At 63.8% G+C, this 25,755-nt stretch carries 23 protein-coding genes; 22 read left to right on the top strand and 1 reads right to left on the bottom strand.

Annotation, left to right across the window (positions count from 1 at the left end):
* Positions 1-60 precede the first annotated feature (60 nt).
* The 22 genes from LGM71_RS31955 to LGM71_RS31855 all read left to right on the top strand — a co-directional run bounded on the left by LGM71_RS31955 (position 61) and on the right by LGM71_RS31855 (position 24,134).
* Entirely contained in the window at positions 61-945 is an 885-nt protein-coding gene (locus LGM71_RS31955) for a branched-chain amino acid ABC transporter permease (RefSeq protein ID WP_059602103.1), read from the top strand.
* Entirely contained in the window at positions 945-1,919 is a 975-nt protein-coding gene (locus LGM71_RS31950; protein WP_226118505.1) for a branched-chain amino acid ABC transporter permease, read from the top strand. The genes LGM71_RS31955 and LGM71_RS31950 overlap by 1 nt, the downstream gene beginning before the upstream one ends.
* Positions 1,920-3,042: 1,123 nt before the next feature.
* The gene (locus LGM71_RS31945; RefSeq protein ID WP_124627900.1) at positions 3,043-4,200 is read left to right on the top strand and encodes an ABC transporter substrate-binding protein; all 1,158 of its coding nucleotides are present in this window, start codon (positions 3,043-3,045) and stop codon (positions 4,198-4,200) included.
* A gap of 201 nt (positions 4,201-4,401) precedes the next feature.
* On the top strand, positions 4,402-5,457 hold the full coding sequence (locus LGM71_RS31940; RefSeq protein WP_059682658.1) for a branched-chain amino acid ABC transporter permease: 1,056 nt from the start codon (positions 4,402-4,404) through the stop codon (positions 5,455-5,457).
* A gap of 4 nt (positions 5,458-5,461) precedes the next feature.
* Positions 5,462-7,246 carry an ATP-binding cassette domain-containing protein gene (locus LGM71_RS31935; RefSeq protein ID WP_174911559.1) on the top strand — a complete coding sequence of 595 codons (1,785 nt, stop codon included), beginning with the start codon at positions 5,462-5,464 and terminating at the stop codon, positions 7,244-7,246.
* The gene (locus LGM71_RS31930) at positions 7,246-8,001 is read left to right on the top strand and encodes an ABC transporter ATP-binding protein (RefSeq protein WP_226118550.1); all 756 of its coding nucleotides are present in this window, start codon (positions 7,246-7,248) and stop codon (positions 7,999-8,001) included. The genes LGM71_RS31935 and LGM71_RS31930 overlap by 1 nt, the downstream gene beginning before the upstream one ends.
* A 519-nt stretch (positions 8,002-8,520) precedes the next feature.
* The gene (mnmG, locus tag LGM71_RS31925; protein WP_226118503.1) at positions 8,521-10,491 is read left to right on the top strand and encodes a tRNA uridine-5-carboxymethylaminomethyl(34) synthesis enzyme MnmG; all 1,971 of its coding nucleotides are present in this window, start codon (positions 8,521-8,523) and stop codon (positions 10,489-10,491) included.
* Positions 10,488-11,174: a 16S rRNA (guanine(527)-N(7))-methyltransferase RsmG gene (gene rsmG / locus LGM71_RS31920; protein ID WP_226118501.1), complete on the top strand. Its 687-nt coding sequence runs from the start codon at positions 10,488-10,490 to the stop codon at positions 11,172-11,174. The genes mnmG and rsmG overlap by 4 nt, the downstream gene beginning before the upstream one ends.
* Before the next feature lie 51 nt (positions 11,175-11,225).
* Positions 11,226-12,005, top strand: a complete 780-nt coding sequence (locus LGM71_RS31915) for a ParA family protein (protein ID WP_226118499.1) — start codon at positions 11,226-11,228, stop codon at positions 12,003-12,005.
* A 31-nt stretch (positions 12,006-12,036) separates the two neighbouring features.
* Positions 12,037-12,930, top strand: a complete 894-nt coding sequence (locus tag LGM71_RS31910) for a ParB/RepB/Spo0J family partition protein (RefSeq protein WP_059682910.1) — start codon at positions 12,037-12,039, stop codon at positions 12,928-12,930.
* 13 nt (positions 12,931-12,943) lie between these two features.
* Positions 12,944-14,074 (top strand): SLC13 family permease, encoded by a 1,131-nt coding sequence (locus tag LGM71_RS31905; RefSeq protein WP_124902795.1) that lies wholly within the window; start codon positions 12,944-12,946, stop codon positions 14,072-14,074.
* 123 nt (positions 14,075-14,197) lie between these two features.
* Entirely contained in the window at positions 14,198-14,323 is a 126-nt protein-coding gene (locus LGM71_RS33245; RefSeq protein WP_264160653.1) for a hypothetical protein, read from the top strand.
* A gap of 326 nt (positions 14,324-14,649) precedes the next feature.
* A complete protein-coding gene (locus tag LGM71_RS31900; protein ID WP_226118497.1) occupies positions 14,650-15,177 on the top strand; it encodes an ATP synthase subunit I in 528 nt (175 codons plus the stop codon).
* 110 nt (positions 15,178-15,287) lie between these two features.
* Entirely contained in the window at positions 15,288-16,139 is an 852-nt protein-coding gene (atpB, locus tag LGM71_RS31895) for a F0F1 ATP synthase subunit A (protein WP_039351439.1), read from the top strand.
* A 75-nt stretch (positions 16,140-16,214) separates the two neighbouring features.
* Positions 16,215-16,484, top strand: coding sequence for a F0F1 ATP synthase subunit C (atpE, locus tag LGM71_RS31890; RefSeq protein WP_006482730.1), 270 nt, complete (start codon positions 16,215-16,217; stop codon positions 16,482-16,484).
* A 129-nt stretch (positions 16,485-16,613) separates the two neighbouring features.
* Positions 16,614-17,084 (top strand): F0F1 ATP synthase subunit B, encoded by a 471-nt coding sequence (locus LGM71_RS31885; RefSeq protein ID WP_006477283.1) that lies wholly within the window; start codon positions 16,614-16,616, stop codon positions 17,082-17,084.
* A 2-nt stretch (positions 17,085-17,086) separates the two neighbouring features.
* The gene (locus LGM71_RS31880) at positions 17,087-17,626 is read left to right on the top strand and encodes a F0F1 ATP synthase subunit delta (RefSeq protein ID WP_014895498.1); all 540 of its coding nucleotides are present in this window, start codon (positions 17,087-17,089) and stop codon (positions 17,624-17,626) included.
* A 44-nt stretch (positions 17,627-17,670) separates the two neighbouring features.
* Positions 17,671-19,212 (top strand): F0F1 ATP synthase subunit alpha, encoded by a 1,542-nt coding sequence (gene atpA / locus LGM71_RS31875; RefSeq protein ID WP_059602075.1) that lies wholly within the window; start codon positions 17,671-17,673, stop codon positions 19,210-19,212.
* A 69-nt stretch (positions 19,213-19,281) separates the two neighbouring features.
* Positions 19,282-20,157, top strand: coding sequence for a F0F1 ATP synthase subunit gamma (gene atpG / locus LGM71_RS31870; RefSeq protein ID WP_059602072.1), 876 nt, complete (start codon positions 19,282-19,284; stop codon positions 20,155-20,157).
* A gap of 66 nt (positions 20,158-20,223) precedes the next feature.
* On the top strand, positions 20,224-21,618 hold the full coding sequence (gene atpD / locus LGM71_RS31865) for a F0F1 ATP synthase subunit beta (protein WP_034183838.1): 1,395 nt from the start codon (positions 20,224-20,226) through the stop codon (positions 21,616-21,618).
* 104 nt (positions 21,619-21,722) lie between these two features.
* Complete coding sequence (locus LGM71_RS31860; RefSeq protein ID WP_006477288.1) at positions 21,723-22,148, top strand: F0F1 ATP synthase subunit epsilon; 426 nt, start codon at positions 21,723-21,725, stop codon at positions 22,146-22,148.
* Between the two features lie 258 nt (positions 22,149-22,406).
* A complete protein-coding gene (locus tag LGM71_RS31855; RefSeq protein ID WP_226118495.1) occupies positions 22,407-24,134 on the top strand; it encodes an AMP-binding protein in 1,728 nt (575 codons plus the stop codon).
* Positions 24,135-24,827: 693 nt separating this feature from the next.
* On the opposite strand, the gene LGM71_RS31850 is transcribed toward LGM71_RS31855, so the two are convergent.
* A complete protein-coding gene (locus tag LGM71_RS31850; RefSeq protein WP_174910508.1) occupies positions 24,828-25,637 on the bottom strand; it encodes a transporter substrate-binding domain-containing protein in 810 nt (269 codons plus the stop codon).
* Positions 25,638-25,755: the final 118 nt, after the last annotated feature.

Below are 25,755 nucleotides of genomic sequence, written 5' to 3'. Positions count from 1 at the left end.
CGTGCGCGCGACGGCTTGAACGTTGCGCGCGCAACGAAACTCATTCTGACGGCTAAGTCGATGGAAATCTTTGGCATTCCGTTGCCGGCGATGCTGAGCCAGTTGCTGCTCGGGCTCGTCAACGGCTCGTTCTACGCGATCCTGAGCCTCGGCCTCGCGGTGATCTTCGGGCTGCTCAACGTGATCAACTTCGCGCACGGCGCGCTGTTCATGCTGGGCGCGATGCTCGCGTGGATGGGGCTGTCGTACTTCGCGTTGCCGTACTGGGCGATGCTCGTGCTCGCGCCGCTGATCGTCGGTGCGTTCGGGATCCTGATCGAGCGTTCGATGCTGCGCTGGCTGTACAAGCTCGATCACCTGTACGGGCTGCTGCTCACGTTCGGGCTCACGCTGGTCGTCGAAGGCGTGTTCCGGTCGATCTACGGATCGTCCGGCCAGCCGTACGACGTGCCGTCGCAGCTGTCCGGCGCGACCAATCTCGGCTTCATGTTCCTGCCGAACTACCGCGCGTGGGTGGTCGTCGCGTCGCTCGCGGTGTGTCTCGCGACCTGGTTCGTGATCGAGAAGACGCGCCTGGGCGCCTATCTGCGCGCCGGCACCGAGAACCCGAAACTCGTCGAGGCGTTCGGCGTGAACGTGCCGATGATGATCACGCTCACCTATGGCTTCGGCGTCGCGCTCGCGGCGTTCGCGGGCGTGCTCGCGGCGCCGGTGATCCAGGTGTCGCCGCTGATGGGCCAGCCGATGATCATCACCGTGTTCGCGGTGGTCGTGATCGGCGGGATGGGCTCGATCCTCGGCTCGATCATCACCGGCCTGCTGCTCGGCGTGATCGAGGGCTTCACGCGCGTGTTCTATCCGGAAGCATCGGCCACGGTCGTGTTCGTGATCATGGCGATCGTGCTGCTGTTCCGCCCGGCGGGCCTGTTCGGCAAGGAAAAATGATGCAGAGAAAAGTGCTCTACGGCGTGCTGCTCGCGGCACTGCTCGCCGCGCCGTTCATCGGCGCGTATCCGGTGTTCGTGATGAAGGTGCTCACGTTCGCGCTGTTCGCGGCCGCGTTCAACCTGCTGATCGGCTATACGGGGCTGCTGTCGTTCGGTCATGCGATGTTCCTCGCGACCGCCGGCTATGTGACCGGCTATGCGATCCAGACGCTCGGCTTCACGCCGGAGCTCGGCGTGCTGGTCGGTACCGTTGCCGCGACGCTGCTCGGGCTCGTCGTCGGCCTGTTCGCGATCCGCCGGCAGGGCATCTACTTCGCGATGATCACGCTCGCGTTCGCGCAGATGGTCTACTTCATCTATCTGCAGGCGCCGTTCACGCACGGCGAGGACGGCCTGCAGGGCGTGCCGCGCGGGCACCTGTTCGGGGTCGTCGACCTGTCGAACGACGTCGCGCTCTACTACGTCGTACTCGCGGTGATCGTCGCGGCGTGCGCCTTCATCGTGCGGATCGTGCACTCGCCGTTCGGCCAGGTGCTCGTCGCGATCAAGGAGAACGAGGCGCGCGCGATCTCGCTCGGCTACGACACCGATCGCTTCAAGCTGCTCGCGTTCATCCTGTCGGCCGGGCTCGCGGGGCTGGCCGGTTCGCTGAAGGTGCTGGTGCTCGGTTTCGAGACGCTGTCCGACGCGTACTGGACGATGTCGGGCCTCGTCGTGCTGATGACGCTCGTCGGCGGGATGGGCACGCTGTTCGGCCCGTTGCTCGGCGCGGCGCTGATCGTCGCGCTGGAGGACCGGCTCGGCGACATCGGCGAATGGCTCGCGTCGGCGACCGGCATCGGCTGGTTCCACTCGCTCGGCGAATCGGCGACGATCGTCACGGGGCTGATCTTCATCGCATGCGTGCTTGCGTTCCGGCGCGGGATCGTCGGCGAGATGGTCGCGCGGGTGAAGACGCTCAGGCCGTCCTGATTGCATCGCAGCGGCCGTTGCGGCGCGTTGATGCGAAGCACCATCCGGCGCAGCCGGGAAGGGCGTTTCGGCGGCCTCGCGCCGGTGCCGCGCGGCAAGGCTGGTGCCCCATTTTCGTGCGGCGATGCACCATAGGGGTAAATGCTAAGTTGTCGCAGGGTGAAAGGTCCTTTAATCTTCGTTTCAGTTCTGATGCACCGCGAAACGAATTTGCAGGTGGAGAACGAGGAGACAATCGAGGCACAAAGTGCCCGGACCCCAAAAGCGCTGTTGGACGGAATCCAACAGCGCTTTTTCATTTGGTGCGCGAATTTCCGTTGCTGGTGCAAAGGCGTGCCGCCACATTCTGCCCGACTTCGCTCGCGCCTCATCCCGTCTTCCTCCGTTTTCGTCCTTCCTTCCTGCCGGTCGATCGCCGCTGGCGCGCAGCCACGTGCATTGCCGTCCGGGCTTACCCGGTTGGCGTGCGCAAAAAGCGTCCGTTACACTCAGCTTTCGCCGACCGTGCGGTCGGGAAAACGGTCGGCAGTTCTCCTACAAGCAAAATGCAGAAGAGGGAGTGCGGTTGGATGAGAAGCGCGGGACGATGGATCGGGGTGCAAGGGGCGGCTGGCGCCGCTCGTTCGGGGTCGGCGGTGCACGGATATACCCCGGCGTTCACGAGCCGTCCTGCGGCCGGCATGCGCGTTCCGGTGCGATTTGCCGGCACGACGGTCTCCGCGGTCGTTGCGTTCGCATCCGACGTGTCGTTCGCGTTCGCATGAACGGCCGATTTTTCGATCCTGCATCGCCCGCTTGTGGAGCCGAACCCGGCCCGGCCAGCCGACCTTCCGATGATCGTTGCGTCCGCATCGATCGTGTCTCGCGCAACGCTGCATTTCTCCGGTTGGTTCATCCAGACGACATTACTGCCGCGCATCGTGGCGGTCGCACGACCGTTTCGGAACGCGCCGCGGCGCGTGCGCGCGCGGTATCACCGGGGCTTGATGGCGGTGCAGGCGTTTCACGGGAAAACGAGTGTAGGCGCGGTACGGCGAGATAGTTAAATTATTAACTTGTTTGAGGACCGGGAGCCGCCCGAGCGACCCGCGGATTTTTCGAGCAGCGTTTGGAGACAACGTAAATGAAGATGAATCGATGGATGGAGGTTCTGCTTGCCGCGGGCCTCGTGTGCGCGGCGGCCACGGCGTCGGCGCAGGTGAAGATCGGTGTAACGCTGTCGGCCACCGGGCCGGCCGCGTCGCTCGGGATTCCGGAAAAGAACACGATCGCGCTGCTGCCGAAGGAAATCGCGGGCAAGAGCGTCCAGTACATCGTGCTCGACGATGCGTCCGACACGAGCCGCGCGGTGCAGAACGTGCGCAAGCTGATCGACGAGGATCACGTCGACGCGATCATCGGTTCGTCCGTCACGCCGAACTCGCTCGCGATGCTCGATCCGATATCGCAGGGCAAGACGCCGACGATCTCGCTCGCGGCGAGCGCGCAGATCATCTCGCCGATGGACGCGAAGCGCGCATGGATGTTCAAGGTGCCGCAGAACGACCAGCTGATGGCCGATGCGATCGCCGGCTACATGGCGAAGCACGGCGTGAAGACGGTCGGCTTCATCGGCTTCGCCGATGCGTACGGCGACAGCTGGTACAACACGTTCAATGCGGCTGCCGCGAAGAACGGGCTGAAGGTCGTGTCGAACGAGCGTTACAACCGCACCGACGCGTCGGTGATGGGACAGGTGCTGAAGCTGATGGGTTCGAATCCCGATGCGGTGCTGATCGCCGGGTCCGGCACGCCGGCCGCGCTGCCCGCCAAGACGCTGAAGGAGCGTGGCTACAAGGGCAAGGTGTATCAGACGCACGGCGTCGCGAACAACGACTTCCTGCGCGTGTGCGGCAAGGATTGCGAAGGCGAGATCCTCCCGGCCGGCCCGGTGCTCGTGACCGACCAGCTGCCCGATTCGAACCCGGTGAAGAAGCCGGCGCTCGGTTACAAGGCCGCGTACGAGAAGGCTTACGGCGCGGGGTCGCTGTCGACCTTTGGCGGCCACGCATGGGATGCGGGGCTGTTGCTGCAGCGTGCGATCCCCGAAGCGCTGAAGAAGGGCCAGCCGGGCACCGAGGCGTTCCGCGAGGCACTGCGCGCATCGCTCGAGAGCGTGAAGGACTTGCCCGTGTCGCACGGCGTGATCAACACGACACCGACCGATCACAACGGCTTCGACACGCGTGCGCGCGTGATGGTGCAGATCGTCGACGGCAAGTGGAAGCTGCAGGCCGAGTAAGCACCACGTGAAACCGGCGGGCGCGGCGCGAACGGCGCCGTGCGCGCCGTCGGCAGCGGAGCGGGCCTGACGGGCCGCTCCCGTGCCGCATGGAATCACCGGGGCCCGCCGCGTGGCGCCTGACGCGCCGATTTTGCCGTTCGTGCGCCGCGGCCATTCCCGTCTTTCGTTTCTCCGCAGCATTTTCGATACCCGAAACGTATGGATCTCTCGATTGCGGCGATCCTCGCGCAAGACGGCATCACGACCGGCGCCATTTATGCATTGCTGTCGTTGGCGCTCGTGCTGGTGTTTTCCGTCACGCGGGTGATCTTCATTCCCCAGGGCGAATTCGTCGCCTACGGTGCGCTCACGCTTGCAGCGCTGCAGGCGCAGAAATTTCCCGCCACGTGCTGGCTGCTGTTCGTGATGGGCATCGCGTGCTTCCTGCTGGAAGTCGGCGGCCTGATTCGCCATCGCGAACGCCGTCATCAGCTCGGCCGCACGCTCGCGACGCTCGGCAGCCGCTACGTGCTGCTGCCGCTCGCGGTGTTCGCGATTACGCGCGGCTTTGCCGCGCAGCCGATGCCGATGCTTGCACAAATCGCGCTGACGCTCGCGATCGTCGTGCCGATGGGGCCGTTCGTCTACCGGCTCGTCTATCAGCCGATCGCCGAAGGCACGACACTCCTGCTGCTGATCGTGTCCGTCGCCGTCCATTTCGCGATGGTCGGCCTCGGGCTTGTGATGTTCGGGGCGGAAGGCTCGCGCACCAACGGCTTCGCGGATGCGTCGCTGTCGGTCGGCAGCATGACGGTGTCGGTACAGAGCATCCTCGTGGTCGTGACCGCGCTGGTGCTGATCGGCGCGCTCTACGTGTATTTCGGCCGCACGATCGCCGGCAAGGCACTGCGTGCGACATCCGTGAACCGGCTCGGCGCGCGGCTCGTCGGCATCGGCACGACCGAAGCAGGGCGGCTCGCGTTCACGCTGGCGGCCGGGCTCGGTGTGCTGTCCGGCATCCTCGTCGGTCCGCTGACGACGATCTATTACGACTCCGGCTTCCTGATCGGCCTGAAGGGTTTCGTCGGCGCGATCATCGGCGGGCTGGTCAGCTATCCGCTCGCGGCCGCCGGCTCGCTGCTGGTCGGCGTGCTCGAATCGTATTCGTCGTTCTGGGCGAGCGCGTACAAGGAAGTGATCGTGTTCACGCTGATCATCCCGGTGCTGCTGTGGCGCAGTTTCGCGACACCGCACACGGAAGAGGAAGAGGAGTGACGCGATGAAGACGATGGTACGCAACAAGACTTTCTGGGTGTTTCTCGTGGTGCTGTTCGCGCTGCCGGTGCTGCCCGGCGCGCTGCAGGTGCCCGAATACTGGATCACGCTGCTGAACTACATCGGCCTCTACGCGATCGTCGCGATCGGCCTCGTGCTGCTGACAGGCGTTGGCGGCATGACGAGCTTCGGTCAGGCCGCATTCGTCGGCATCGGCGCGTATGCGACCGCATTCCTGACGACGCGCTACGGCGTGTCGCCGTGGCTCGCGCTGATCGTCGGCGTCGTGCTGACGGCGCTCGTCGCGCTCGTGCTCGGTGCGGTCACGATGCGCCTGTCCGGACACTTCCTGCCGCTCGGCACGATCGCGTGGGGTCTCGCGCTGTTCTATCTTTTCGGAAACCTCGAACTGCTCGGCAAGTACGACGGGATCAACGGGATTCCGGCACTTAACCTGTTCGGCATCGAGCTCGGAAGCGGCCGAAGCCTGTACTTCCTGATCTGGGCCGTCGTGCTGGCCGCGATCGTGTCGGTGCAGAACCTGCTCAACAGCCGGCCAGGCCGTGCGATCCGCGCATTGCGTGGCGGCGGCGTGATGGCCGAGGCGATGGGCGTGAACACCGCGTGGATGCGCGTCGTGATCTTCATCTACGCGGCCGTGCTCGCTGCGGTTTCGGGCTTCCTGTACGCGCACTTGCAGCGCGCGGTGAACCCGACCCCGTTCGGCCTGAACCACGGGATCGAATTCCTGTTCATGGCCGTGGTCGGCGGCGTGTCGCACGTGTGGGGCGCGGTGCTCGGTGCCGCGATCCTCACCGTGCTTCAGGACTACCTGCAGACGCTGTTGCCTAAGCTGCTCGGCTCGGAGGGCAACTTCGAGATCATCGTGTTCGGCGTGCTGATGGTGCTGCTGCTGCAGTACGCACGCCAAGGCGTGTGGCCGTTCGTCGCGAAGCTGTTTCCGCGCGGGCCGCGCGCGCACGTGCCCGACCATGCCGATCCGCTGCCGCAGCGCGCGAAGCCGGTGGCGGGGGAGCCGCTGCTCGTCGTCGACAACGCGCGCAAGCAGTTCGGTGGCCTGGTGGCCGTCAACGACGTCAGCTTCGACGTGAAGGCGGGACAGATCATCGGCCTGATCGGCCCGAACGGCGCTGGCAAGTCGACCACGTTCAACCTCGTAACCGGCGTGCTGCAGCCGACCGGCGGCACGATCACGTTTCGCGGAGAGCGGATCGACGGGCTCACGTCGCGCCAGATTGTCCGGCGGGGGATCGGCCGTACGTTCCAGCACGTGAAGCTGCTGCCGACGATGACGGTGCTCGAGAATGTCGCGATCGGCGCGCACCTGCGCGGCCATACGGGCGTGTGGCGCAGCATCGCGCGGTTCAATGCGCACGAGGAAGCGCAGCTACTGGCCGAGGCGGCACGACAGATCCGCCGCGTCGGGCTGGAGAGGCACATGTACGATGAAGCCGGCAGCCTCGCGCTTGGCCAGCAGCGGATTCTCGAAATCGCGCGCGCGCTTTGCTGCGATCCGACGCTGCTGCTGCTCGACGAGCCGGCCGCCGGGCTGCGCTACCAGGAGAAGCAGCAACTCGCCCACCTGCTGCGGCGCCTGAAGGCGGAAGGAATGAGCGTGTTGCTCGTGGAACATGACATGGATTTCGTGATGAATCTCACCGACCGGCTAGTGGTGATGGAATTCGGCACGCGGATCGCGGAAGGACTGCCGCAGGACGTGCAGCAGGATCCGGCGGTGCTCGAAGCGTATCTGGGCGGGGTGGAATGATGGCGGAGACGACGGTGCCGATTCTCGACGTGCGCGGCCTGGCGGTGCGGTACGGGAAGGTAGAGGCGTTACACGGAGCGGCGATCAAGGTCGGCGCCGGACAGATCGTCAGCGTGATCGGCCCGAACGGGGCAGGCAAGTCGACGCTGCTGAACGCAATCATGGGCGCGTTGCCGGTGACCGGACATGCGACAGGGGCAGTTGTGTACCGTGGCAAGGACGTGGGCGCGCTGCCGGTCGAACAGCGTGTCGCGCGGGGAATGTGCCTTGTGCCGGAAAAGCGCGAGCTGTTCAGCACGATGACGGTCGAGGATAACCTCGTGCTGGGCGCGTATCGCCGCAAGCTCGCAGGCGAGTCGAACTTCCTCGACCAGCTCGATCACGTGTTTGCGCTGTTTCCGCGGCTCAAGGAGCGGCGCAAGCAGGCAGCCGGCACGCTATCGGGTGGTGAGCGACAGATGCTCGCGGTGGGCCGCGCGCTGATGGGTAAGCCCGATCTGCTGATGCTCGACGAGCCGAGCCTCGGGCTGGCGCCGCTGATCGTGAAGGAGATTTTTCATATCATCAGCGCGTTACGCGGCACAGGCGTCGCGACGCTTCTGATCGAGCAGAACGCTCGGGCTGCGCTGCAGATTTCGGACTACGGCTATGTACTGGAGACGGGGGAGTTTGCGCTGGAAGGGCCGGCGGCGGAGCTGGCGCAGAATCCGCGCGTGATCGAAACATACCTGGGGCTGGTGAAAAAAACGGCTTGATGGGAGGGGCGGTCGGCGGCAAACGTGCGGCGTGTTTCACGTGAAACACGCCGCTTTTGTTTTCTGGGAGTGGGGAGATGCGTCGGCGAATCGGGCGTGGGGATAAGTGCCGGAGCAACAAGCAGAAACCCTGTGACGAGAGCGGGGGGCCTCATCGCGCCGGGTTGCACAGGGCAGTGAGCGCTGCACGCGTGACAGCATTCCATCGACATGAGCCAAGCGGCACAGGGGATAAGCTCGGGCAGGTCGATCCGAAATGCTGTGATGGCACAGCGATGGCGGAGGTCGCAAACCACTGCCGGGTGCGCGATTTTGCACAGTATGACGATGTGCGCTGAGGCTGCAGCAGCGCCGCCGAAGCAGGCCGCACGGCACAGCTCAGCCGATCGGGCAAAAAAAGTGGCCAAATGAACCGGCCCTACCATTCGGACGGTCTTCGGGTGAAAAGCGAACCCGCTATAATTCGGCCCATACATTTCTCAGATAGGTTCGTGCGCAGTTCTGCGCCCGGAATCCACCATGCTTTTTCCCACAGAATTTGACGTCATCGTCGTCGGTGGCGGGCACGCCGGCACGGAAGCCGCATTGGCATCGGCCCGTATGGGTGCGAAAACACTGCTGCTGACCCATAACATCGAAACGCTTGGCCAGATGAGCTGCAATCCGTCGATCGGCGGCATTGGCAAGGGCCATCTGGTCAAGGAAGTCGATGCGCTCGGCGGCGCGATGGCCGCCGCGACGGACGAGAGCGGTATTCAATTCCGGATCCTCAATTCGTCGAAGGGCCCGGCCGTGCGCGCGACGCGTGCGCAGGCCGACCGCATCCTGTACAAGGCAGCGATCCGCCATCGGCTCGAGAACCAGCCGAACCTGTGGCTGTTCCAGCAGGCTGTCGACGACCTGATGGTCGAAGGCGATCGCGTGGTCGGCGCCGTCACGCAGATCGGCATCCGCTTCCGCGCACGTGCGGTCGTGCTGACGGCTGGTACGTTCCTCGACGGCAAGATTCACGTCGGCCTGAACAATTACACGGGCGGTCGCGCGGGCGATCCGGCGGCCGTGTCGCTGTCGGCGCGCTTGAAGGAGTTGGAGCTGCCGCAGGGACGCCTCAAGACCGGTACGCCGCCGCGTATCGATGGCCGCTCGATCGACTTTTCGAAGCTGGACGAGCAGCCGGGCGACCTCGATCCGATCCCCGTATTCTCGTTCCTGGGCCGTGCGGAGCAGCATCCGCAGCAGCTGCCTTGCTGGGTTACGCACACGAACGAGCGTACGCACGACATCATTCGCGGCGGCCTCGACCGTTCGCCTATGTATACAGGCGTGATCGAAGGTGTCGGCCCGCGTTACTGCCCGTCAATCGAGGACAAGATCCACCGATTCGCATCGAAGGAATCGCACCAGATCTTCCTCGAGCCGGAAGGGCTGACGACCAACGAGTTCTATCCGAACGGGATTTCGACGAGCCTGCCGTTCGACGTGCAGCTCGAGCTCGTGCACTCGATGCGCGGCCTCGAGAACGCGCACATCCTGCGCCCCGGCTACGCGATCGAATACGACTACTTCGACCCGCGCGCCCTGAAGGCATCGCTCGAAACGAAGGCGATCAACGGGCTGTTCTTTGCGGGCCAGATCAACGGCACGACCGGCTACGAAGAAGCGGCCGCACAAGGGCTGCTGGCCGGTCTGAATGCGGGCCGCTACGTGCAAGAGAAGGACGCTTGGTGCCCGCGTCGCGACCAGGCCTATCTTGGCGTGCTGGTCGACGACCTCGTCACACGTGGCGTGGCCGAGCCGTACCGGATGTTCACGAGCCGTGCCGAGTACCGTCTGAGCCTGCGTGAAGACAATGCGGACATGCGCCTGACCGAGATCGGCCGCGAATTGGGCCTCGTCGACGACGTGCGCTGGGACGCATTCAGCCGGAAGCGCGACGCTGTTTCACGTGAAACCGAACGACTGAAGTCGACGTGGGTTACGCCGAAGACGCTGCCGCCAGAAGAGGCGACCGCGTTGCTCGGCAAGGCAATCGATCACGAGTACAGCCTCGCGGAACTGCTGCGCCGCCCCGGTATCAGCTACGACGGTGTGTGCGGCCTGAAGGGCGGTGACTGCGCGCCTGCAGAGCCGCTGGCCGACGATCCGGTGCTGCTTGAGCAGATCAAGGAACAGGTCGAGATCGGCATCAAATATCAGGGCTATATCGAGCGGCAGGCCAGTGAGATCGAGCGCAACGATGCGAACGAGAACACACGCCTGCCGGACGGTATCGACTACCGCGAGGTGCGCGGCCTGTCGTTCGAGGTGAGCCAGAAGCTGAACGAGTTCCGCCCGGAAACGATCGGCCAGGCATCGCGGATCTCGGGCGTCACGCCGGCAGCGATCTCGCTGCTGATGGTGCACCTGAAACGCCGCGGCCTTGGCCGTCGTAACGGCACCGCCGCAGAGGTGACGGAACAGGGGGGCGGCACCGTCCCGACGCAACAATGACGGCGCGTCGCGCGCCGGCGGTTAATCGGGACGTACTTGAACAGATGCTCGTCGACGGCACGGCCGAGCTCGGCATCACATTGACGGATGCACAACGGAACCAGCTGCTCGACTATGTCGCGCTGCTCGGCAAGTGGAACGCGGTCTACAACCTGACCGCGATCCGCGACCCGAAGCAGATGCTGATCCAGCACATTCTCGATTCGCTTTCCATCGTTCCGCATCTGCGCGACCATGCATCGGCGCGCGTGCTCGACGTGGGTTCGGGCGGCGGGTTGCCCGGTATCGTGCTGGCGATTGTCCAGCCGGACTGGCAGGTCACGCTGAACGATATCGTGCAGAAGAAGTCTGCATTCCAGACGCAGATGCGCGCCGAGCTGAAGCTCGCGAACCTGTCTGTCGTCACCGGGCGTGTCGAATCGCTGCGGCCGGGTATCGAAGTGCCGGAAAAATTCGACATGATCGTATCCCGCGCTTTCGCGGATCTATCCGACTTCGTTAAACTTGCTCGACATCTCGTCGCGCCCGGTGGATCGATCTGGGCAATGAAGGGTGTCCATCCGGACGACGAAATTGCACGGTTGCCGGAGGGCAGTCATGTAAAGCAGACGATGCGGCTGGCGGTACCGATGCTCGATGCCGAACGGCATCTGATCGAGGTCACCGTCGACGAGGCGAATTGAAGGCGCGCGGTAGCGCGCCGTTTGTTTGAAGGTAAAGGGAACACACCAACGATGGCAAAGATCTTCTGCGTTGCGAACCAGAAGGGGGGCGTCGGCAAGACGACGACATCGGTCAATCTCGCCGCAAGCCTTGCAGCGCAGGAGCAACGAGTCCTGCTGATCGATCTCGACCCGCAGGGCAACGCGACGATGGGTAGTGGGATCGACAAGGCCGCCTGCGAGTCGACCGTGTACGAAGTGCTGGTCGACGGCGTATCGGTGACGGAAGCGCGCGTGCGTCCGGAAGGCGTCACGTACGACGTGCTGCCGGCCAACCGTGAACTGTCCGGTGCCGAGATCGAGCTGATCAGCATCGATAACCGCGAGCGACGGTTGAAGGCCGCGCTCGAACGCGTGGCCGACGACTACGACTTCGTGTTGATCGATTGCCCGCCGACGCTGTCGCTGCTGACGCTGAACGGGCTGTGCGCGGCGCATGGCGTCGTGATCCCGATGCAGTGCGAATACTTCGCGCTGGAGGGGCTGTCGGATCTCGTCAATACGATCAAGCAGGTTCACGCGAACATGAACCGCGACCTGAAGATCATCGGCTTGCTGCGCGTGATGTTCGATCCGCGCATCACGCTGCAGCAGCAAGTCTCCGATCAATTGAAAGCGCACTTCGGCGACAAGGTGTTCGACGCGGTGATTCCGCGCAACGTGCGCTTGGCGGAAGCGCCAAGTTACGGGTTGCCGGGCGTCGTATTCGACCGCAACTCGCGCGGTGCGCAGGCGTATATCCAGTTTGGTGCCGAGATGATCGATCGCGTGCGCGCGTTCGAGGTGTCGTGATCCGGACATGAGCGAAGCGAGGAAGAAAGACATGAACGCGGTACCAAAGAAGAAGGGCTTGGGACGTGGCCTCGAAGCGCTGCTCGGCGGCAGTGCGGACATCACCGAAGCGGTGAAGATCGAAGGGGCGCCGAACACGCTCGCGCTCGGCAAGCTGCAGGCGGGCAAGTACCAACCGCGGACGCGGATGGACGAAGGCAGCTTGCAGGAGCTGGCGGCCAGCATTCGCGCGCAAGGCGTGATGCAGCCGATCCTGGTACGACCTATTTCATCTGACAAATACGAAATCATCGCGGGCGAGCGGCGTTTCCGCGCGGCACGCCTGGCCGGCCTCGACGAAGTACCGGTGCTCGTGAAGGACGTGTCCGATCAGGCCGCCGCCGCGATGGCGCTGATCGAGAACATCCAGCGCGAGGATCTGAATCCGCTGGAAGAGGCGCACGGTATCCAGCGCTTGCTCGACGAGTTCGGTTTCACGCACGAACAGGCGGCCGAATCGGTCGGCCGCTCGCGCAGCGCGGTATCGAACCTGCTGCGTCTGCTGAACCTCGCAGCGCCGGTGCAGACGATGCTGCTGGCCGGCGACCTCGACATGGGCCACGCGCGTGCGCTGCTTGCGGTCGATGCCGCGACGCAGATCACGCTCGCGCACCAGGTCGTCAACAAGCGCATGTCGGTGCGCGAGACCGAGAAGCTGGTCGCGCATACGACGAAGGAAGCGCCGGCGGTGAAGGCGCGCGCGAAGGATGACGGCGGCCGCGACACGCGTCGTCTCGAGGAGGAGTTGTCCGACCTGCTCGCGTCGACGGTGAAGATCAAGCTCGGCCGCCGCGGGCGAGGGCAGGTGATGATCGATTTCGGCAACCTCGACGCGCTCGAGGGCATTCTTGCGCGCTTGCGCGGCAACGTCGCGGCCGAAGAATAACGAGGCACGATCGATGGAAAACACGGGCGCACCGGCGCCGCGCCGGTGGCTTGGCTGGCTTTTGCAGGAACCCGTACTAACGGTGCTGGCGCTTGCGCTGGTTGTTCTGCAATGGTTGCGTCCGCAACCAATTGCCGCGCTGGTCGGTCTCGTCGACTGGCAGACCGTCGCGACGCTCGCGGGTCTGCTGATGCTGACCAAGGCGCTCGAGCTGTCCGGGTGCCTGATGTGGCTCGCGCATCGCATCGTGCATCACGTGCATTCCGAGCGCGGGCTTGCGATGCTGCTCGTCGTGTTCGCGGCGGCGCTCGCGATGTGGCTCACCAACGATGTCGCGCTGTTCGTCGTCGTGCCGCTGATGGTATCGCTGCGTACGTTGACGCCGCTGCCGTTCCGGCGGCTCGTGATCGTGGTCGCGCTGGCCGTCAACGCGGGGTCCGTCGCGACCCCGCTCGGCAATCCCCAGAACCTTTTCCTGTGGCAATTGAGCGGCGTATCGTTTGGCCGCTTCGTCGTCACGCTCGGGCCGCTCGCACTGGCGTTGATGGCGCTGCTGCTCGTGCTGACGGCGTGCGCGTTTCGCGCGAAGCCGCTCGATCTGTCGGGAGACGTCCAGGCCGTTCCCGTGCAGCGCATGCATGCGTTGCTCGCGGCGGTGCTGTTCGGTGCGTTCGTGCTGCTCGCCGATGCGCACAATCCCGTGCCGGGTCTGATCGCCGTCGTGATCGCGCTGCTGGTGGCGAGACGTGACGCGGTCCTGAAGATCGACTGGCTGCTGCTGCTGATCTTCGTGCTGATGTTCGTCGTGCTGCGCAGCGCGGCTGCGCTGCCGGTCGTCCACGATGCGATCGCGCGAACCCATCTCGATTCGCCGCTGCGTGTGTTCGCAGCGGGCGCGGTGGTGTCACAGGGAATCAGCAACGTGCCGGCGGCGATCCTGCTGTCGGAATTCACGCGCGACTGGCGGGCGCTCGCGTTCGGCGTATCGGTCGGCGGCTTCGGTTTCGCGATCGGTTCGCTCGCGAACCTGATCGCGGTGCGTCTTGCGAAGGAGCCTCGTATGTGGCTGCCGTTTCACCTCGTGTCGATTCCGTTCGCGATCCTGAGCGCGGCGCTGGGTGCGTGGTTGCTCGTTCACGGCTGAGCGATGCGGATCAGTGCGGCTTATGCATGCCGCAAGCGTGGCGGGGAGGGCGCACAGCGTTCCCGGTCGTTGCGAGGGCGGTCCTGTTGATAAGTGTCGTGCCACCACAGTCGAACGACTGTGGTGGCACGACAACTGATTGCAGGCATCGGCGTGCTCACGTTCAAGCGCATTTCGCGCATCGCGCTCGACGTGGTGGCCACAGTGTTTCCTCTGTTACCCGTCGCCGCGTCGGGTCATTTCCCGTGATCGCGTCACAGCAGGATTTCTGCTGCGATCACGTCGCGCCGGTGTCGCCCGCACCAGACTTCGTTGTCACCTCAATTCATCGCGACCGCGCTTTTTCGGGCAAGAAATGCCGGCGCAAAAAGCCGACCTTACAACTGTCATCGTACGTCATCGACGCGCACGCTTTTTCACATCATGAGGCGTCGTTTTACGCAGGTTTTTGTCGCGTCTAAAGCCTTGAATCACCTGCAACTATCGCTTACAATCGCCCGGATTTGTTAGCTAGGCACCCCTGAAAGCTTTCAGAAAGCTTGGGGCCGGGTTCAAGGATTTTGCGGAAGATTGCGATGGCGGGTCAGGCGCCGAACGACAGGCACGATGATCACCGAGCGCAACGCACCGCTTCAGCGGCCGGCGAGCGGCGCGAGTTCGATGGCGACGACTGGGATGCCGAGCTGCAAGATAACAACATCGTTCCGCTCACGCGGACGGAAGCCGAGAGGCTGTTCGGTCCGAACGTGAGCAAGCCGCCGCGCGTAACCCCCTACAAGGTGGTGATCGCGCAGGTGGTCTTGTCCCTGGTTGCAACGCTGGCGTGGTGGCTGTTTTCGAAGTCGCCGGGCGCCGCTGCGCAATCCGCGTTTCTGGGCGGGGCGATCGGCTGGGTGCCAAGCGCGTTGTTCGTGGCACGACTGAAGGCAGGTGGTTCGGCCACCGTGATGAGCTGGGTGATGGGCGAAGCCCTGAAGCTCGGTGTGACGATCGGGATGTTCGCCGCAGTGGCGTACGGCTATGCCGGCGTGCATTGGCCGGCGCTCCTCGTCACCTACCTCGTCGTGCTGAAGACGTACTGGATCGCGCTGGCCTGGCGGTAAGCAACAAGCAGCGTGCGGTTTCGACAATGAACCGCACCGGCCCGTTCCCGCAATAGCGTATTGCGGAACGGGGCAAAACGATTTTCGACAATTTGGGTGGCATTAACGATATGGCAGCTAGCGAAGGCACGCGCGGTCCGGATCCGTCCGAGTACATTGCGCACCACTTGCAGAATTTCTCCACCTCGCATCAGACGTCGATTTTCGACATCCACGTCTGGAACCTCGACACGCTGTTCTGGTCGATCGTGTGCGGTATCGTGACGATCCTCCTGCTGCGTCTGGCCGCCCGCAAGGCGACCTCGGGCGTGCCGGGCCGTTTCCAGTGTGCGATCGAGATGCTCGTCGAAATGGTCGAGGATCAATCGAAAGCCATCGTCCACGGCAACCGCACCTTCATCGCTCCGCTCGCCCTCACGGTATTCGTGTGGGTCGCGCTGATGAACTCCCTCGACTTCCTCCCCGTCGACCTGCCGGGCCGCGTCATCGGCCTGCTCGGTCTGTCGGACGTGATTTCCCACCACCGCATCGTCCCGACGGCCGACCTGAACGGCACGCTCGGCATCGCGCTCGGCGTGTTCGTCCTGATGATCTACTACAGCATCAAGATCAAGGGCGCGGGCGGCTTTGTGCATGAGCTGCTGTCGGCCCCGTTCGGCGCGCACCCGCTGCTGTGGATCCCGAACCTCGCGTTGAACATCGTCGAATATCTCGCAAAGACCGTTTCCCTCGGCATGCGGCTGTTCGGCAACATGTACGCGGGTGAGCTGTTGTTCCTGTTGATCGCCCTGCTCGGCAGCATGTGGAGCTTCGGTGGCGACGCAACGTTCCTCGGCTTCGTTGGTCACGTGATCGCGGGTAGCGTCTGGGCAATCTTCCACATCCTGATTGTTCTGTTGCAGGCATTCATTTTCATGATGCTGACGCTGGTGTATCTCGGCCAGGCGCACGACAAGCACTAAGCGCGGCGTGCAAAAAAGAGTTTCCGTTTTAGTTTTTTAAATCTCAGTTCCAAGTCTTTTCACAAAGGAGTGATCATGCAAGCTTACATCGCCAACATCCAGGGTCTGACCGCCATCGGTATCGGCATCATCATCGGCCTGGGTGCAATCGGCGCCTGTATCGGTATCGCGCTGATGGGTGGCAAGTACATCGAAGCCTGCGCACGTCAGCCGGAACTCATCAACCCGCTGCAAACGAAGATGTTCCTGCTGGCCGGCCTGATCGACGCTGCATTCCTGATCGGCGTTGGTGTCGCAATGCTGTTCGCGTTCGCGAACCCGCTCCTGTCGAAGCTCGCAGGCTAAGGTTCCTCGGAAATATGCGCCCGGCGTGAGCCGGCGCAGGGCGGAACGGAGACTTGGGGCGCTGATCGAATGCAACTCGATGAGCGCCTTACCGTTTCATTTTTCCGGAATAGCAGATAAGGAAACACCGTGAATCTCAACGCAACTCTGTTTGCGCAAATGGTCGTGTTCCTGGTCCTCGCGTGGTTCACGATGAAATTCGTGTGGCCGCCGTTGATCAACGCCCTCGACGAACGTTCGAAGAAGATCGCCGACGGCCTCGCCGCCGCGGAGAAGGGCAAGGCGGAACTCGACGCAGCGCACAAGCGCGTGGACCAGGAACTCGCGCAGGCCCGCAACGACGGCCAGCAGCGCATCGCCGACGCTGAAAAGCGTGCACAGGCGGTCGCCGAGGAAATCAAGGCCAACGCCCAGGCTGAAGCCGCCCGCATCGTCGCCCAGGCGAAAGCGGAAGCAGAACAGCAAATCGTGAAGGCGCGCGAAGCGCTGCGTGGCGAAGTCGCCGCGCTGGCCGTGAAGGGCGCCGAGCAGATCCTGAAGCGCGAAGTCGATCAAACGGCCCACGCCCAACTGCTGAATCAACTGAAAGCCGAGCTCTGATCATGGCCGAACTTGCAACCATCGCCCGCCCTTACGCAGAAGCGCTGTTCCGCGTGGCCGAGGGAGGTGACATCGCCGCCTGGTCCACGCTCGTGCAAGAGCTGGCCCAGGTTGCGCGTCTGCCGGAAGTGCTGTCGGTCGCGTCGAGCCCGAAGGTGACGCGCACGCAAGTGGCCGAGCTGCTGCTTGCTGCGGTGAAGTCGCCGGTCGCGGCTGGCGCCGAAGCGAAGAACTTCGTGCAGATGCTGGTCGACAATCATCGCATCGCGCTGCTGCCGGAAATCGCCGAGCAGTTCGAGGCGCTCAAGAACGAACGCGAAGGTGCAGCCGACGCCGAGATCGTGAGCGCGTTCCCGCTGAACGGCGCGGATCTCGAAAGCCTCGTCTCTGGCCTCGAACGCAAGTTCAAGCGCAAGCTGAAGCCGACGGTCGAAGTCGATTCGTCGCTGATCGGCGGCGTGCGCGTGACGGTCGGCGACGAAGTGCTCGACACCTCGGTTCGCGCGCGCCTCGCATCGATGCAGGCTGCCTTGACCGCCTGAGCGCCACGCCGGCACGCAACAGAATTGACTATCAGGAGCGAATAATGCAACTCAATCCCTCTGAGATCAGCGAGCTGATCAAGAGCCGGATCCAGGGCCTTGAAGCGAGCGCAGACGTTCGCAACCAGGGCACCGTGATCTCCGTGACCGACGGTATCGTGCGCATCCACGGCCTGTCGGACGTGATGCAGGGCGAAATGCTCGAGTTTCCGGGCAACACGTTCGGCCTCGCGCTGAACCTCGAGCGCGACTCGGTCGGCGCGGTGATTCTCGGCGAATACGAACACATCTCGGAAGGCGACGTCGTCAAGACGACGGGCCGCATTCTGGAAGTCCCGGTTGGTCCGGAACTCGTCGGCCGCGTGGTCGACGCGCTCGGCAACCCGATCGACGGCAAGGGCCCGGTCAACGCGAAGCTGACCGACGCGATCGAAAAGATCGCCCCGGGCGTGATCTGGCGTAAGTCGGTGTCGCAGCCGGTGCAGACGGGTATCAAGTCGATCGACGCGATGGTGCCGATCGGCCGTGGCCAGCGTGAGCTGATCATCGGCGACCGTCAGTGCGGCAAGACCGCGGTGGCGCTCGACGCGATCATCAACCAGAAGGGCAAGGACCTGATCTGTATCTACGTCGCGATCGGCCAGAAGGCTTCGTCGATCATGAACGTGGTTCGCAAGCTCGAAGAAACGGGCGCGATGGAATACACGATCGTCGTCGCCGCTACGGCTTCGGATTCGGCAGCGATGCAGTATCTCGCACCGTACGCCGGCTGCACGATGGGCGAATACTTCCGCGACCGCGGCCAGGACGCGCTGATCATTTACGACGACTTGACCAAGCAAGCTTGGGCATACCGTCAGATCTCGCTGCTGCTGCGCCGCCCGCCGGGCCGTGAAGCATATCCGGGCGACGTGTTCTATCTGCACTCGCGTCTGCTCGAGCGTGCTGCTCGCGTGTCGGAAGAGTACGTCGAGAAGTTCACGAACGGCGAAGTGAAGGGCAAGAGCGGCTCGCTGACGGCACTGCCGGTCATCGAAACGCAGGCTGGCGACGTGACCGCGTTCGTTCCGACGAACGTGATCTCGATTACCGACGGCCAGATCTTCCTGGAAACCGACCTGTTCAACGCAGGCATCCGCCCGGCAATCAACGCCGGCGTGTCGGTGTCGCGAGTCGGTGGCGCCGCTCAGACGAAGGTCGTGAAGAAGCTGTCGGGCGGTATCCGTACCGACCTCGCGCAGTACCGTGAACTGGCCGCATTCGCGCAGTTCGCATCGGACCTCGACGAAGCGACCCGCAAGCAGCTCGAGCGCGGCCGCCGCGTGACGGAACTGCTGAAGCAGCCGCAGTACCAGCCGCTGCAGGTTTGGGAACTGGCCGTGTCGCTGTACGCCGCGAACAACGGCTACCTCGACGACCTCGACGTGAAGCAAGTGCTGCCGTTCGAGAAGGGCCTGCGCGACAACCTGAAGACCAGCCACGCTGACCTCATCAAGCGCATCGAAGACACCAAGGATCTCTCGAAGGACGACGAAGGCGCGCTGCGCGCGGCGATCGAATCCTTCAAGAAGTCGGGTGCCTATTGATCCGCGAGTGACACACTGAGGCCGCGCGGGTGCTGATGCGCCCGCGCAGCTTCGGTCAAGGAGCAAGCTATGGCTGGAATGAAGGAAATTCGCGGCAAGATCAAGAGCGTGCAGAACACGCGCAAGATCACGAAGGCGATGGAGATGGTGGCCGCATCGAAGATGCGCCGCGCGCAGGAACGCATGCGCGCCGCTCGTCCGTACGCGGACAAGGTCCGTGCCATCGCCGCGCACATGAGCCGCGCGAACCCGGAGTACCGCCACCCGTTCATGGTGGCAAACGACGGCGCGAACACGGCCGGCATCATCCTCGTCACGACGGACAAGGGTCTGTGCGGCGGGCTGAACACCAACGTGCTGCGTGCGACGGTGCAGAAGTTCAAGGAGCTGGAAGAGAAGGGCCAGAAGGTCGAAGCCACGGCGATCGGCAGCAAGGGCCTCGGTTTCCTGAACCGCTTCGGCGCGAAGGTGATGTCGCAGGTCGTGCACCTCGGCGACACCCCGCATCTGGACAAGCTGATCGGCGCAGTGAAGACGCAGCTCGACCTGTATTCGGAAGGCAAGCTGTCGGCGGTTTATATCGCTTACACGCGCTTCGTCAACACGATGAAGCAGGAAGCCGTGATCGAGCAGCTGCTGCCGCTGTCGTCGGAACACTTCGAAGCCGATGACGGTACGCCGGCTACGTCGTGGGACTACATCTACGAGCCGGACGCGCAGGCAGTCGTCGACGAACTGCTCGTGCGTTACGTCGAGGCGCTGGTGTACCAGGCCGTCGCTGAAAACATGGCGTCCGAGCAATCGGCGCGGATGGTCGCGATGAAGGCCGCGTCCGACAACGCGAAGACGGTGATCAGCGAACTGCAGCTCGTATACAACAAGAGCCGCCAGGCCGCGATTACGAAAGAACTGTCGGAGATCGTCGGCGGCGCAGCTGCTGTTTAAGCGCGCGCCACGGACGACAACTGCGCCTTTGCGCGAGTAAAGAATCAGGTATTTAAAGGAAAAGCGATGAGTACTGCTGCTTTGGTAGAAGGCAAGATCGTACAGTGCATCGGCGCCGTTATCGACGTGGAATTCCCGCGCGACAGCATGCCGAAGATCTACGACGCGCTCATTCTCGATGGCTCGGAACTGACGCTCGAAGTCCAGCAGCAGCTGGGCGACGGCGTTGTCCGTACCATCTGTCTGGGTGCATCCGACGGCCTGCGCCGCGGTCTGACCGTGAAGAACACGGCAAATCCGATCTCGGTGCCGGTCGGCAAGCCGACCCTCGGTCGTATCATGGACGTGCTCGGCCGTCCGATCGACGAAGCCGGCCCGATCGTGAGCGAACACACGCGTTCGATCCACCAGAAGGCTCCGGCGTTCGACGAACTGTCGCCGTCGACCGAGCTGCTCGAAACGGGTATCAAGGTTATCGACCTGATCTGCCCGTTCGCAAAGGGCGGCAAGGTTGGCCTGTTCGGCGGTGCTGGCGTGGGCAAGACCGTCAACATGATGGAGCTCATCAACAACATCGCGAAGGAACACGGCGGTTACTCCGTGTTCGCGGGCGTGGGCGAGCGTACCCGTGAAGGGAACGACTTCTACCACGAAATGAAGGACTCGAACGTTCTCGACAAGGTCGCGCTGGTGTACGGCCAGATGAACGAGCCGCCGGGCAACCGTCTGCGCGTTGCGCTGACCGGCCTGACGATGGCCGAGCACTTCCGTGACGAAGGCCTCGACGTGCTGTTCTTCGTCGACAACATCTACCGTTTCACGCTGGCCGGTACCGAAGTGTCGGCACTGCTCGGCCGTATGCCGTCGGCAGTGGGCTATCAGCCGACGCTGGCTGAAGAAATGGGCAAGCTGCAGGAACGCATCACGTCGACCAAGAAGGGCTCGATTACGTCGGTTCAGGCCGTGTACGTCCCTGCGGACGACTTGACCGACCCGTCGCCGGCAACCACCTTCGGCCACCTGGACGCAACCGTCGTTCTGTCGCGTGACATCGCTTCGCTGGGTATCTACCCGGCGGTCGACCCGCTCGACTCGACGTCGCGCCAGATCGACCCGAACGTGATCGGTGAAGAGCACTACTCGATCACCCGTCGCGTTCAGCAGACGCTGCAGCGCTACAAGGAACTGCGCGACATCATCGCGATTCTGGGCATGGACGAACTGTCGCCGGAAGACAAGCTGTCGGTCGCGCGCGCTCGTAAGATCCAGCGTTTCCTGTCGCAGCCGTTCCACGTCGCTGAAGTGTTCACGGGCTCGCCGGGCAAGTACGTGCCGCTGAAGGAAACGATCCGTGGCTTCAAGATGATCGTCGACGGCGAGTGCGACCACCTGCCGGAACAGGCGTTCTACATGGTCGGCACGATCGACGAAGCCTTCGAAAAGGCCAAGAAGATCCAGTAAAGGTCGGGTGTAACGCAGCGGGCGCCCGTGCGTTCGTGAAGGATGTCTCGATGGCATCTTTTCACGGACGGGCGCCCACGTAATACGCTCAACCAGGAGTCGATATGGCAACCATCAAAGTAGACGTCGTCAGCGCGGAAGAGCAGATCTTCTCGGGCGAGGCGAAATTCGTCGCGCTGCCGGGCGAAACGGGTGAGCTGGGTATTCTGCCGGGTCACACGCCGCTGATCACGCGGATTCGTCCGGGTGCGGTGCGCATCGAAGTCGAGGGCGGCAACGACGAATTCGTGTTCGTCGCAGGCGGCATTCTCGAAGTGCAGCCGGGCGCCGTGACGGTGCTCGCCGATACCGCGATCCGCGGCAAGGACCTCGACGCGGCGAAAGCCGAGGAAGCGCGCAAGCGTGCCGAGGAAACGCTGCAGAACGCGAAGTCGGACCTCGACCTCGCAAAGGCGCAATCGGAGCTCGCGACCGCGATGGCGCAGCTCGAAGCGATCCAGCGTCTGGCGAAGATTCGCAGCCGGCACTGAGCCGCGCGCGCGTATCCCGCGAAAGAAAGCAGCCTTCGGGCTGCTTTTTTTTCGTCCGTCGTTTTCGTCGGTTTTTTGCGAGCCGGATCGTATCGTCCGGTCGTGCTATTTCATCCGCCCGCCGCGATTTGATGTCAGAGTGTCGTCAGCAGAACGCGGCATCATCCGCGCAGAGGCAGTCCGCCGCGATCGTGGCGGAGCAGGCGCGCGCGTCAGCCGCGTGCTGAGCCGATCAGACAAAAACGGACGGAGACATCGATGGCAGCAGACCTTGGCAAGGGGGCGCTGATCGCGCCCGAAAACGGACTGTCGTACGTGCGCGGCGCGACCGACGTGCCGCTATCCGAAGCGACGATCAGCCGGTTCCTGCTCGACACGGCGGGCCGCTTTCCCGATCGCCCGGCCGTCGTGTTCCGCGAACAGCAGGTGCGCTGGACCTGGCGCGCGTTCGCGCACGAGGTCGACGTGCTCGCGGCGGGCCTCGCCGCGCTCGGGATCGCGAAGGGCGACTGCGTCGGCATCTGGTCGCCGAACCGCAGCGAATGGCTGCTCACGCAATTCGCGACCGCGCGCATCGGCGCAGTCCTCGTCAACATCAACCCGGCCTACCGGCTTGCGGAACTCGAATACGCGCTGAACAAGGTCGGCTGCAAGGCCGTGATCGCGGCCGAGCGCTTCAAGACGTCGGCGTACGTCGAGATGCTGCAGACGATCGCGCCGGAGCTCGCGAGCGCGACGCCGGGCGACCTGCATGCGGCACGCGTGCCGAGCCTGCGCACGGTCGTATCGATGGGCGAGGTCGCGACGGCCGGCATGTTCCGCTTCGCGGACGTGATGGCGCGCGGCCGCGACACGCTCGATGTCGCGCGGCTCGACGCGATCGGCGCGACACTCGCGGCCACCGATCCGATCAACATCCAGTTCACGAGCGGCACGACCGGCAGCCCGAAAGGCGCGACGCTCACGCACCGCAACGTCGTCAACAACGCGCGCTCGATCGCGATGGCGATGCGCTTCACCGAGCAGGATTCGCTCTGCATCCCGGTGCCGCTGTATCACTGCTTCGGGATGGTGCTGGCCGTGCTCGCGTGCGTGTCGAAGGGCGCGGCGATGGTGTTCCCCGGCGAGGCGTTCGATCCGGTCGCGACGCTCGCGGCCGTCGCCGAGGAGCGCTGTACCGCGCTGCACGGTGTGCCGACGATGTTCATCGCGGAGCTCGATCATCCGGACTTCGCGAAGTTCGACCTGTCGACGCTGCGCACCGGGATCATGGCCGGCTCGCCGTGCCCGATCGAGACGATGAAGCGCGTCGTGTCGCAGATGCATCTGTCCGAGATCACGATCGCGTACGGAATGACGGAGACGAGCCCCGTGTCGTTCCAGAGCTCGACCGACGACCCGCTCGAGAAGCGCACGACGACGGTCGGCCGCATCCAGCCGCACCTGGAGGTGAAGATCGTCGACCCAACCGGCGAGATCGTGCCGGTCGGCGCGACGGGCGAGCTGTGCACGAAGGGTTACTCGGTGATGCTCGGCTACTGGGACGACGACGCGAAGACGCGCGAGGTGCTGGTCGACGGCTGGATGCATACGGGCGACCTCGCGACGCTCGACGCCGACGGCTACTGCAACATCGTCGGCCGGCTGAAGGACATGGTGATTCGCGGCGGCGAGAACGTGTATCCGCGCGAGATCGAGGAATTCCTGTTCAGGCATCCGAAGATTCAGAGCGCGCAGGTGTTCGGCGTGCCCGACGCGAAATACGGCGAGGAGCTGTGCGCGTGGATCGTGCTGCGCGCGAACGAGCAGATGACCGAGGACGACGTGCGCGCGTTCTGTAGCGGCCAGATCGCGCACTACAAGATTCCGCGCTACATCCGCTTCGTCGACGAGCTGCCGATGACGGTGACGGGCAAGGTGCAGAAATTCGTGATGCGCGAACGGATGATCGACGAGCTGAAGCTCGACGTGCAGAAGACCGCTTGATACGAGCAAGCGGCCCGGCGGCGGGACGAACGCGGCGGCCTGCGGGCCGTTGCGTTTTCGATGGACGAAAAAAAGCGGGCTTATTAGCCCGCTAAAAACCACACGCTACGGGGTTAGCGCGAGGAGACCAAAGATGAAACCGAGTCCGGCGGGAGCCGGAAACGACTCCAACAGGGATGCCCCTCGGAAGGGCTTCGGTACGTGACCGACTGGCTCGCAGCGCTTCGCGTCCGCTCACACTTGGCACACGAGACCGCATCCGTGTTGAAACCGTTGAGCCCATTGTGGGCGAATTAATGATCCCTCACGGTAACAAAGTGTTTCAGGTTGTAACGCCCGCCAGATAAGGCTTTCCGGGATTTTTTTCTGTTTTCGGGGTCCTGAAGAAGGTCATATTTACTCGTCATTTCCGCAGAGTTTTCATCGGGTGCGCATAATGCGTTTTTCATGCGTATCGGCGTCGATGAAATGCCGATTTACACGCCGGAATGTGCATCGCGCGGCAGATACCGCACATGACGATTCATTCGTCGGAAAGATTTTGAAACGTGATTGAGGCACGCGATAGTCGGCCATTCGGCCGGTTTTCGCGATTTCACGCCGGCCACGCGCCACGCCGATGTGTAACGGCGTGGCCGGCGGCGGCAACGGGTCCACGTCGTTATCGGACGCCCGTTCCGCAAGCGATCGTGCTCACTTCAGCCACTTGTCGGAGATCGCCTGGTATTCGCCGGACGATAGCGCCAGATGCAGCCACTGGTCGACGTACTGCTGGAAGACGACGTCGCCGCGCGGCACCATGTACGCCTTTTCGCCGAACTGGAACGGCTTGTCCGGATGCACGGAGCACAGGCCCGGATTCAGCTTTTGCTGCAGCAGCGTCTCGGACGCATCCGTCACCATGACGTCCGCCTTGCCCGCGAGGATCTGCTTGAAGATCGTCACGTTGTCCGGATAGACGCTCAGGTTCGCATGCGTGAAGAACTGCTTCGCGAAGCGCTCGTTGGTGCCGCCCGGGTTCACGATCACGCGGGTCTCGGGCCGGTCGATCTGCGCGACGGTCTGGTACTTGTCGGCGTCCGCGCAGCGCACGATCGGCGTCTTGCCATCGACCACGTACGGCTGCGTGAAGAACACGCGCTTCTGGCGCTCGAGTGTCGTCGACACGCCGCCCACCGCGACATCGCACTTCGCGACGAAGTCGTTGGTGAGGTTCGACCAGCTCGTCTTCACGAACTCGGCCTTCACGCCGAGCGATTTCGCGAGCGACTCGGCCATGTCGATGTCGATGCCCTCGAAGCGGCCGTCCGCGCGGTAGTACGAATACGGCTTGTAGTCGCCCGTCGTGCACACGCGCAGCGTGCCGCGTGCGACCACGTCGTCGAGCCGCGAGCCGACGGCCGCGGTGGCCGGGGCCGCCGTCGTGGTCGTACCCTGCGCGTGCGCGGCGGCGCAGCAAAGCATGGCAGCGGCGAGCGTGGCCAGCGTGGCGAATGTCTTCATCGGTCTCCTCCTTCGGTCGGTTCGATATCAGCGTCCGATCATAACGGAGCCATCGCGCGCGTCATATGGCCGCCATCGCATCGGCATACGCAGCCGTGCGGCCGCGCTCCGGTAAAAT

The sequence above is a fragment of the Burkholderia sp. AU33545 genome (assembly GCF_020419685.1).
Taxonomy (GTDB): Bacteria; Pseudomonadota; Gammaproteobacteria; order Burkholderiales; family Burkholderiaceae; genus Burkholderia; species Burkholderia diffusa.
This window is presented reverse-complemented; position numbering and strand designations above follow the sequence as displayed.

Excerpts from the sequence above, each read along its gene's own strand:
- LGM71_RS31955 (WP_059602103.1), top strand. The coding sequence starts at position 61 with ATGGAAATCTTTGGCATTCCGTTGCCGGCGATGCTGAGCCAGTTGCTG.
- LGM71_RS31950 (WP_226118505.1), top strand. The coding sequence starts at position 945 with ATGCAGAGAAAAGTGCTCTACGGCGTGCTGCTCGCGGCACTGCTCGCC.
- LGM71_RS31945 (WP_124627900.1), top strand. The coding sequence starts at position 3,043 with ATGAAGATGAATCGATGGATGGAGGTTCTGCTTGCCGCGGGCCTCGTG.
- LGM71_RS31940 (WP_059682658.1), top strand. The coding sequence starts at position 4,402 with ATGGATCTCTCGATTGCGGCGATCCTCGCGCAAGACGGCATCACGACC.
- LGM71_RS31935 (WP_174911559.1), top strand. The coding sequence starts at position 5,462 with ATGAAGACGATGGTACGCAACAAGACTTTCTGGGTGTTTCTCGTGGTG.
- LGM71_RS31930 (WP_226118550.1), top strand. The coding sequence starts at position 7,246 with ATGGCGGAGACGACGGTGCCGATTCTCGACGTGCGCGGCCTGGCGGTG.
- mnmG (WP_226118503.1), top strand. The coding sequence starts at position 8,521 with ATGCTTTTTCCCACAGAATTTGACGTCATCGTCGTCGGTGGCGGGCAC.
- rsmG (WP_226118501.1), top strand. The coding sequence starts at position 10,488 with ATGACGGCGCGTCGCGCGCCGGCGGTTAATCGGGACGTACTTGAACAG.
- LGM71_RS31915 (WP_226118499.1), top strand. The coding sequence starts at position 11,226 with ATGGCAAAGATCTTCTGCGTTGCGAACCAGAAGGGGGGCGTCGGCAAG.
- LGM71_RS31910 (WP_059682910.1), top strand. The coding sequence starts at position 12,037 with ATGAACGCGGTACCAAAGAAGAAGGGCTTGGGACGTGGCCTCGAAGCG.
- LGM71_RS31905 (WP_124902795.1), top strand. The coding sequence starts at position 12,944 with ATGGAAAACACGGGCGCACCGGCGCCGCGCCGGTGGCTTGGCTGGCTT.
- LGM71_RS31900 (WP_226118497.1), top strand. The coding sequence starts at position 14,650 with ATGGCGGGTCAGGCGCCGAACGACAGGCACGATGATCACCGAGCGCAA.
- atpB (WP_039351439.1), top strand. The coding sequence starts at position 15,288 with ATGGCAGCTAGCGAAGGCACGCGCGGTCCGGATCCGTCCGAGTACATT.
- atpE (WP_006482730.1), top strand. The coding sequence starts at position 16,215 with ATGCAAGCTTACATCGCCAACATCCAGGGTCTGACCGCCATCGGTATC.
- LGM71_RS31880 (WP_014895498.1), top strand. The coding sequence starts at position 17,087 with ATGGCCGAACTTGCAACCATCGCCCGCCCTTACGCAGAAGCGCTGTTC.
- atpA (WP_059602075.1), top strand. The coding sequence starts at position 17,671 with ATGCAACTCAATCCCTCTGAGATCAGCGAGCTGATCAAGAGCCGGATC.
- atpG (WP_059602072.1), top strand. The coding sequence starts at position 19,282 with ATGGCTGGAATGAAGGAAATTCGCGGCAAGATCAAGAGCGTGCAGAAC.
- atpD (WP_034183838.1), top strand. The coding sequence starts at position 20,224 with ATGAGTACTGCTGCTTTGGTAGAAGGCAAGATCGTACAGTGCATCGGC.
- LGM71_RS31860 (WP_006477288.1), top strand. The coding sequence starts at position 21,723 with ATGGCAACCATCAAAGTAGACGTCGTCAGCGCGGAAGAGCAGATCTTC.
- LGM71_RS31855 (WP_226118495.1), top strand. The coding sequence starts at position 22,407 with ATGGCAGCAGACCTTGGCAAGGGGGCGCTGATCGCGCCCGAAAACGGA.
- LGM71_RS31850 (WP_174910508.1), bottom strand. The coding sequence starts at position 25,637 with ATGAAGACATTCGCCACGCTGGCCACGCTCGCCGCTGCCATGCTTTGC.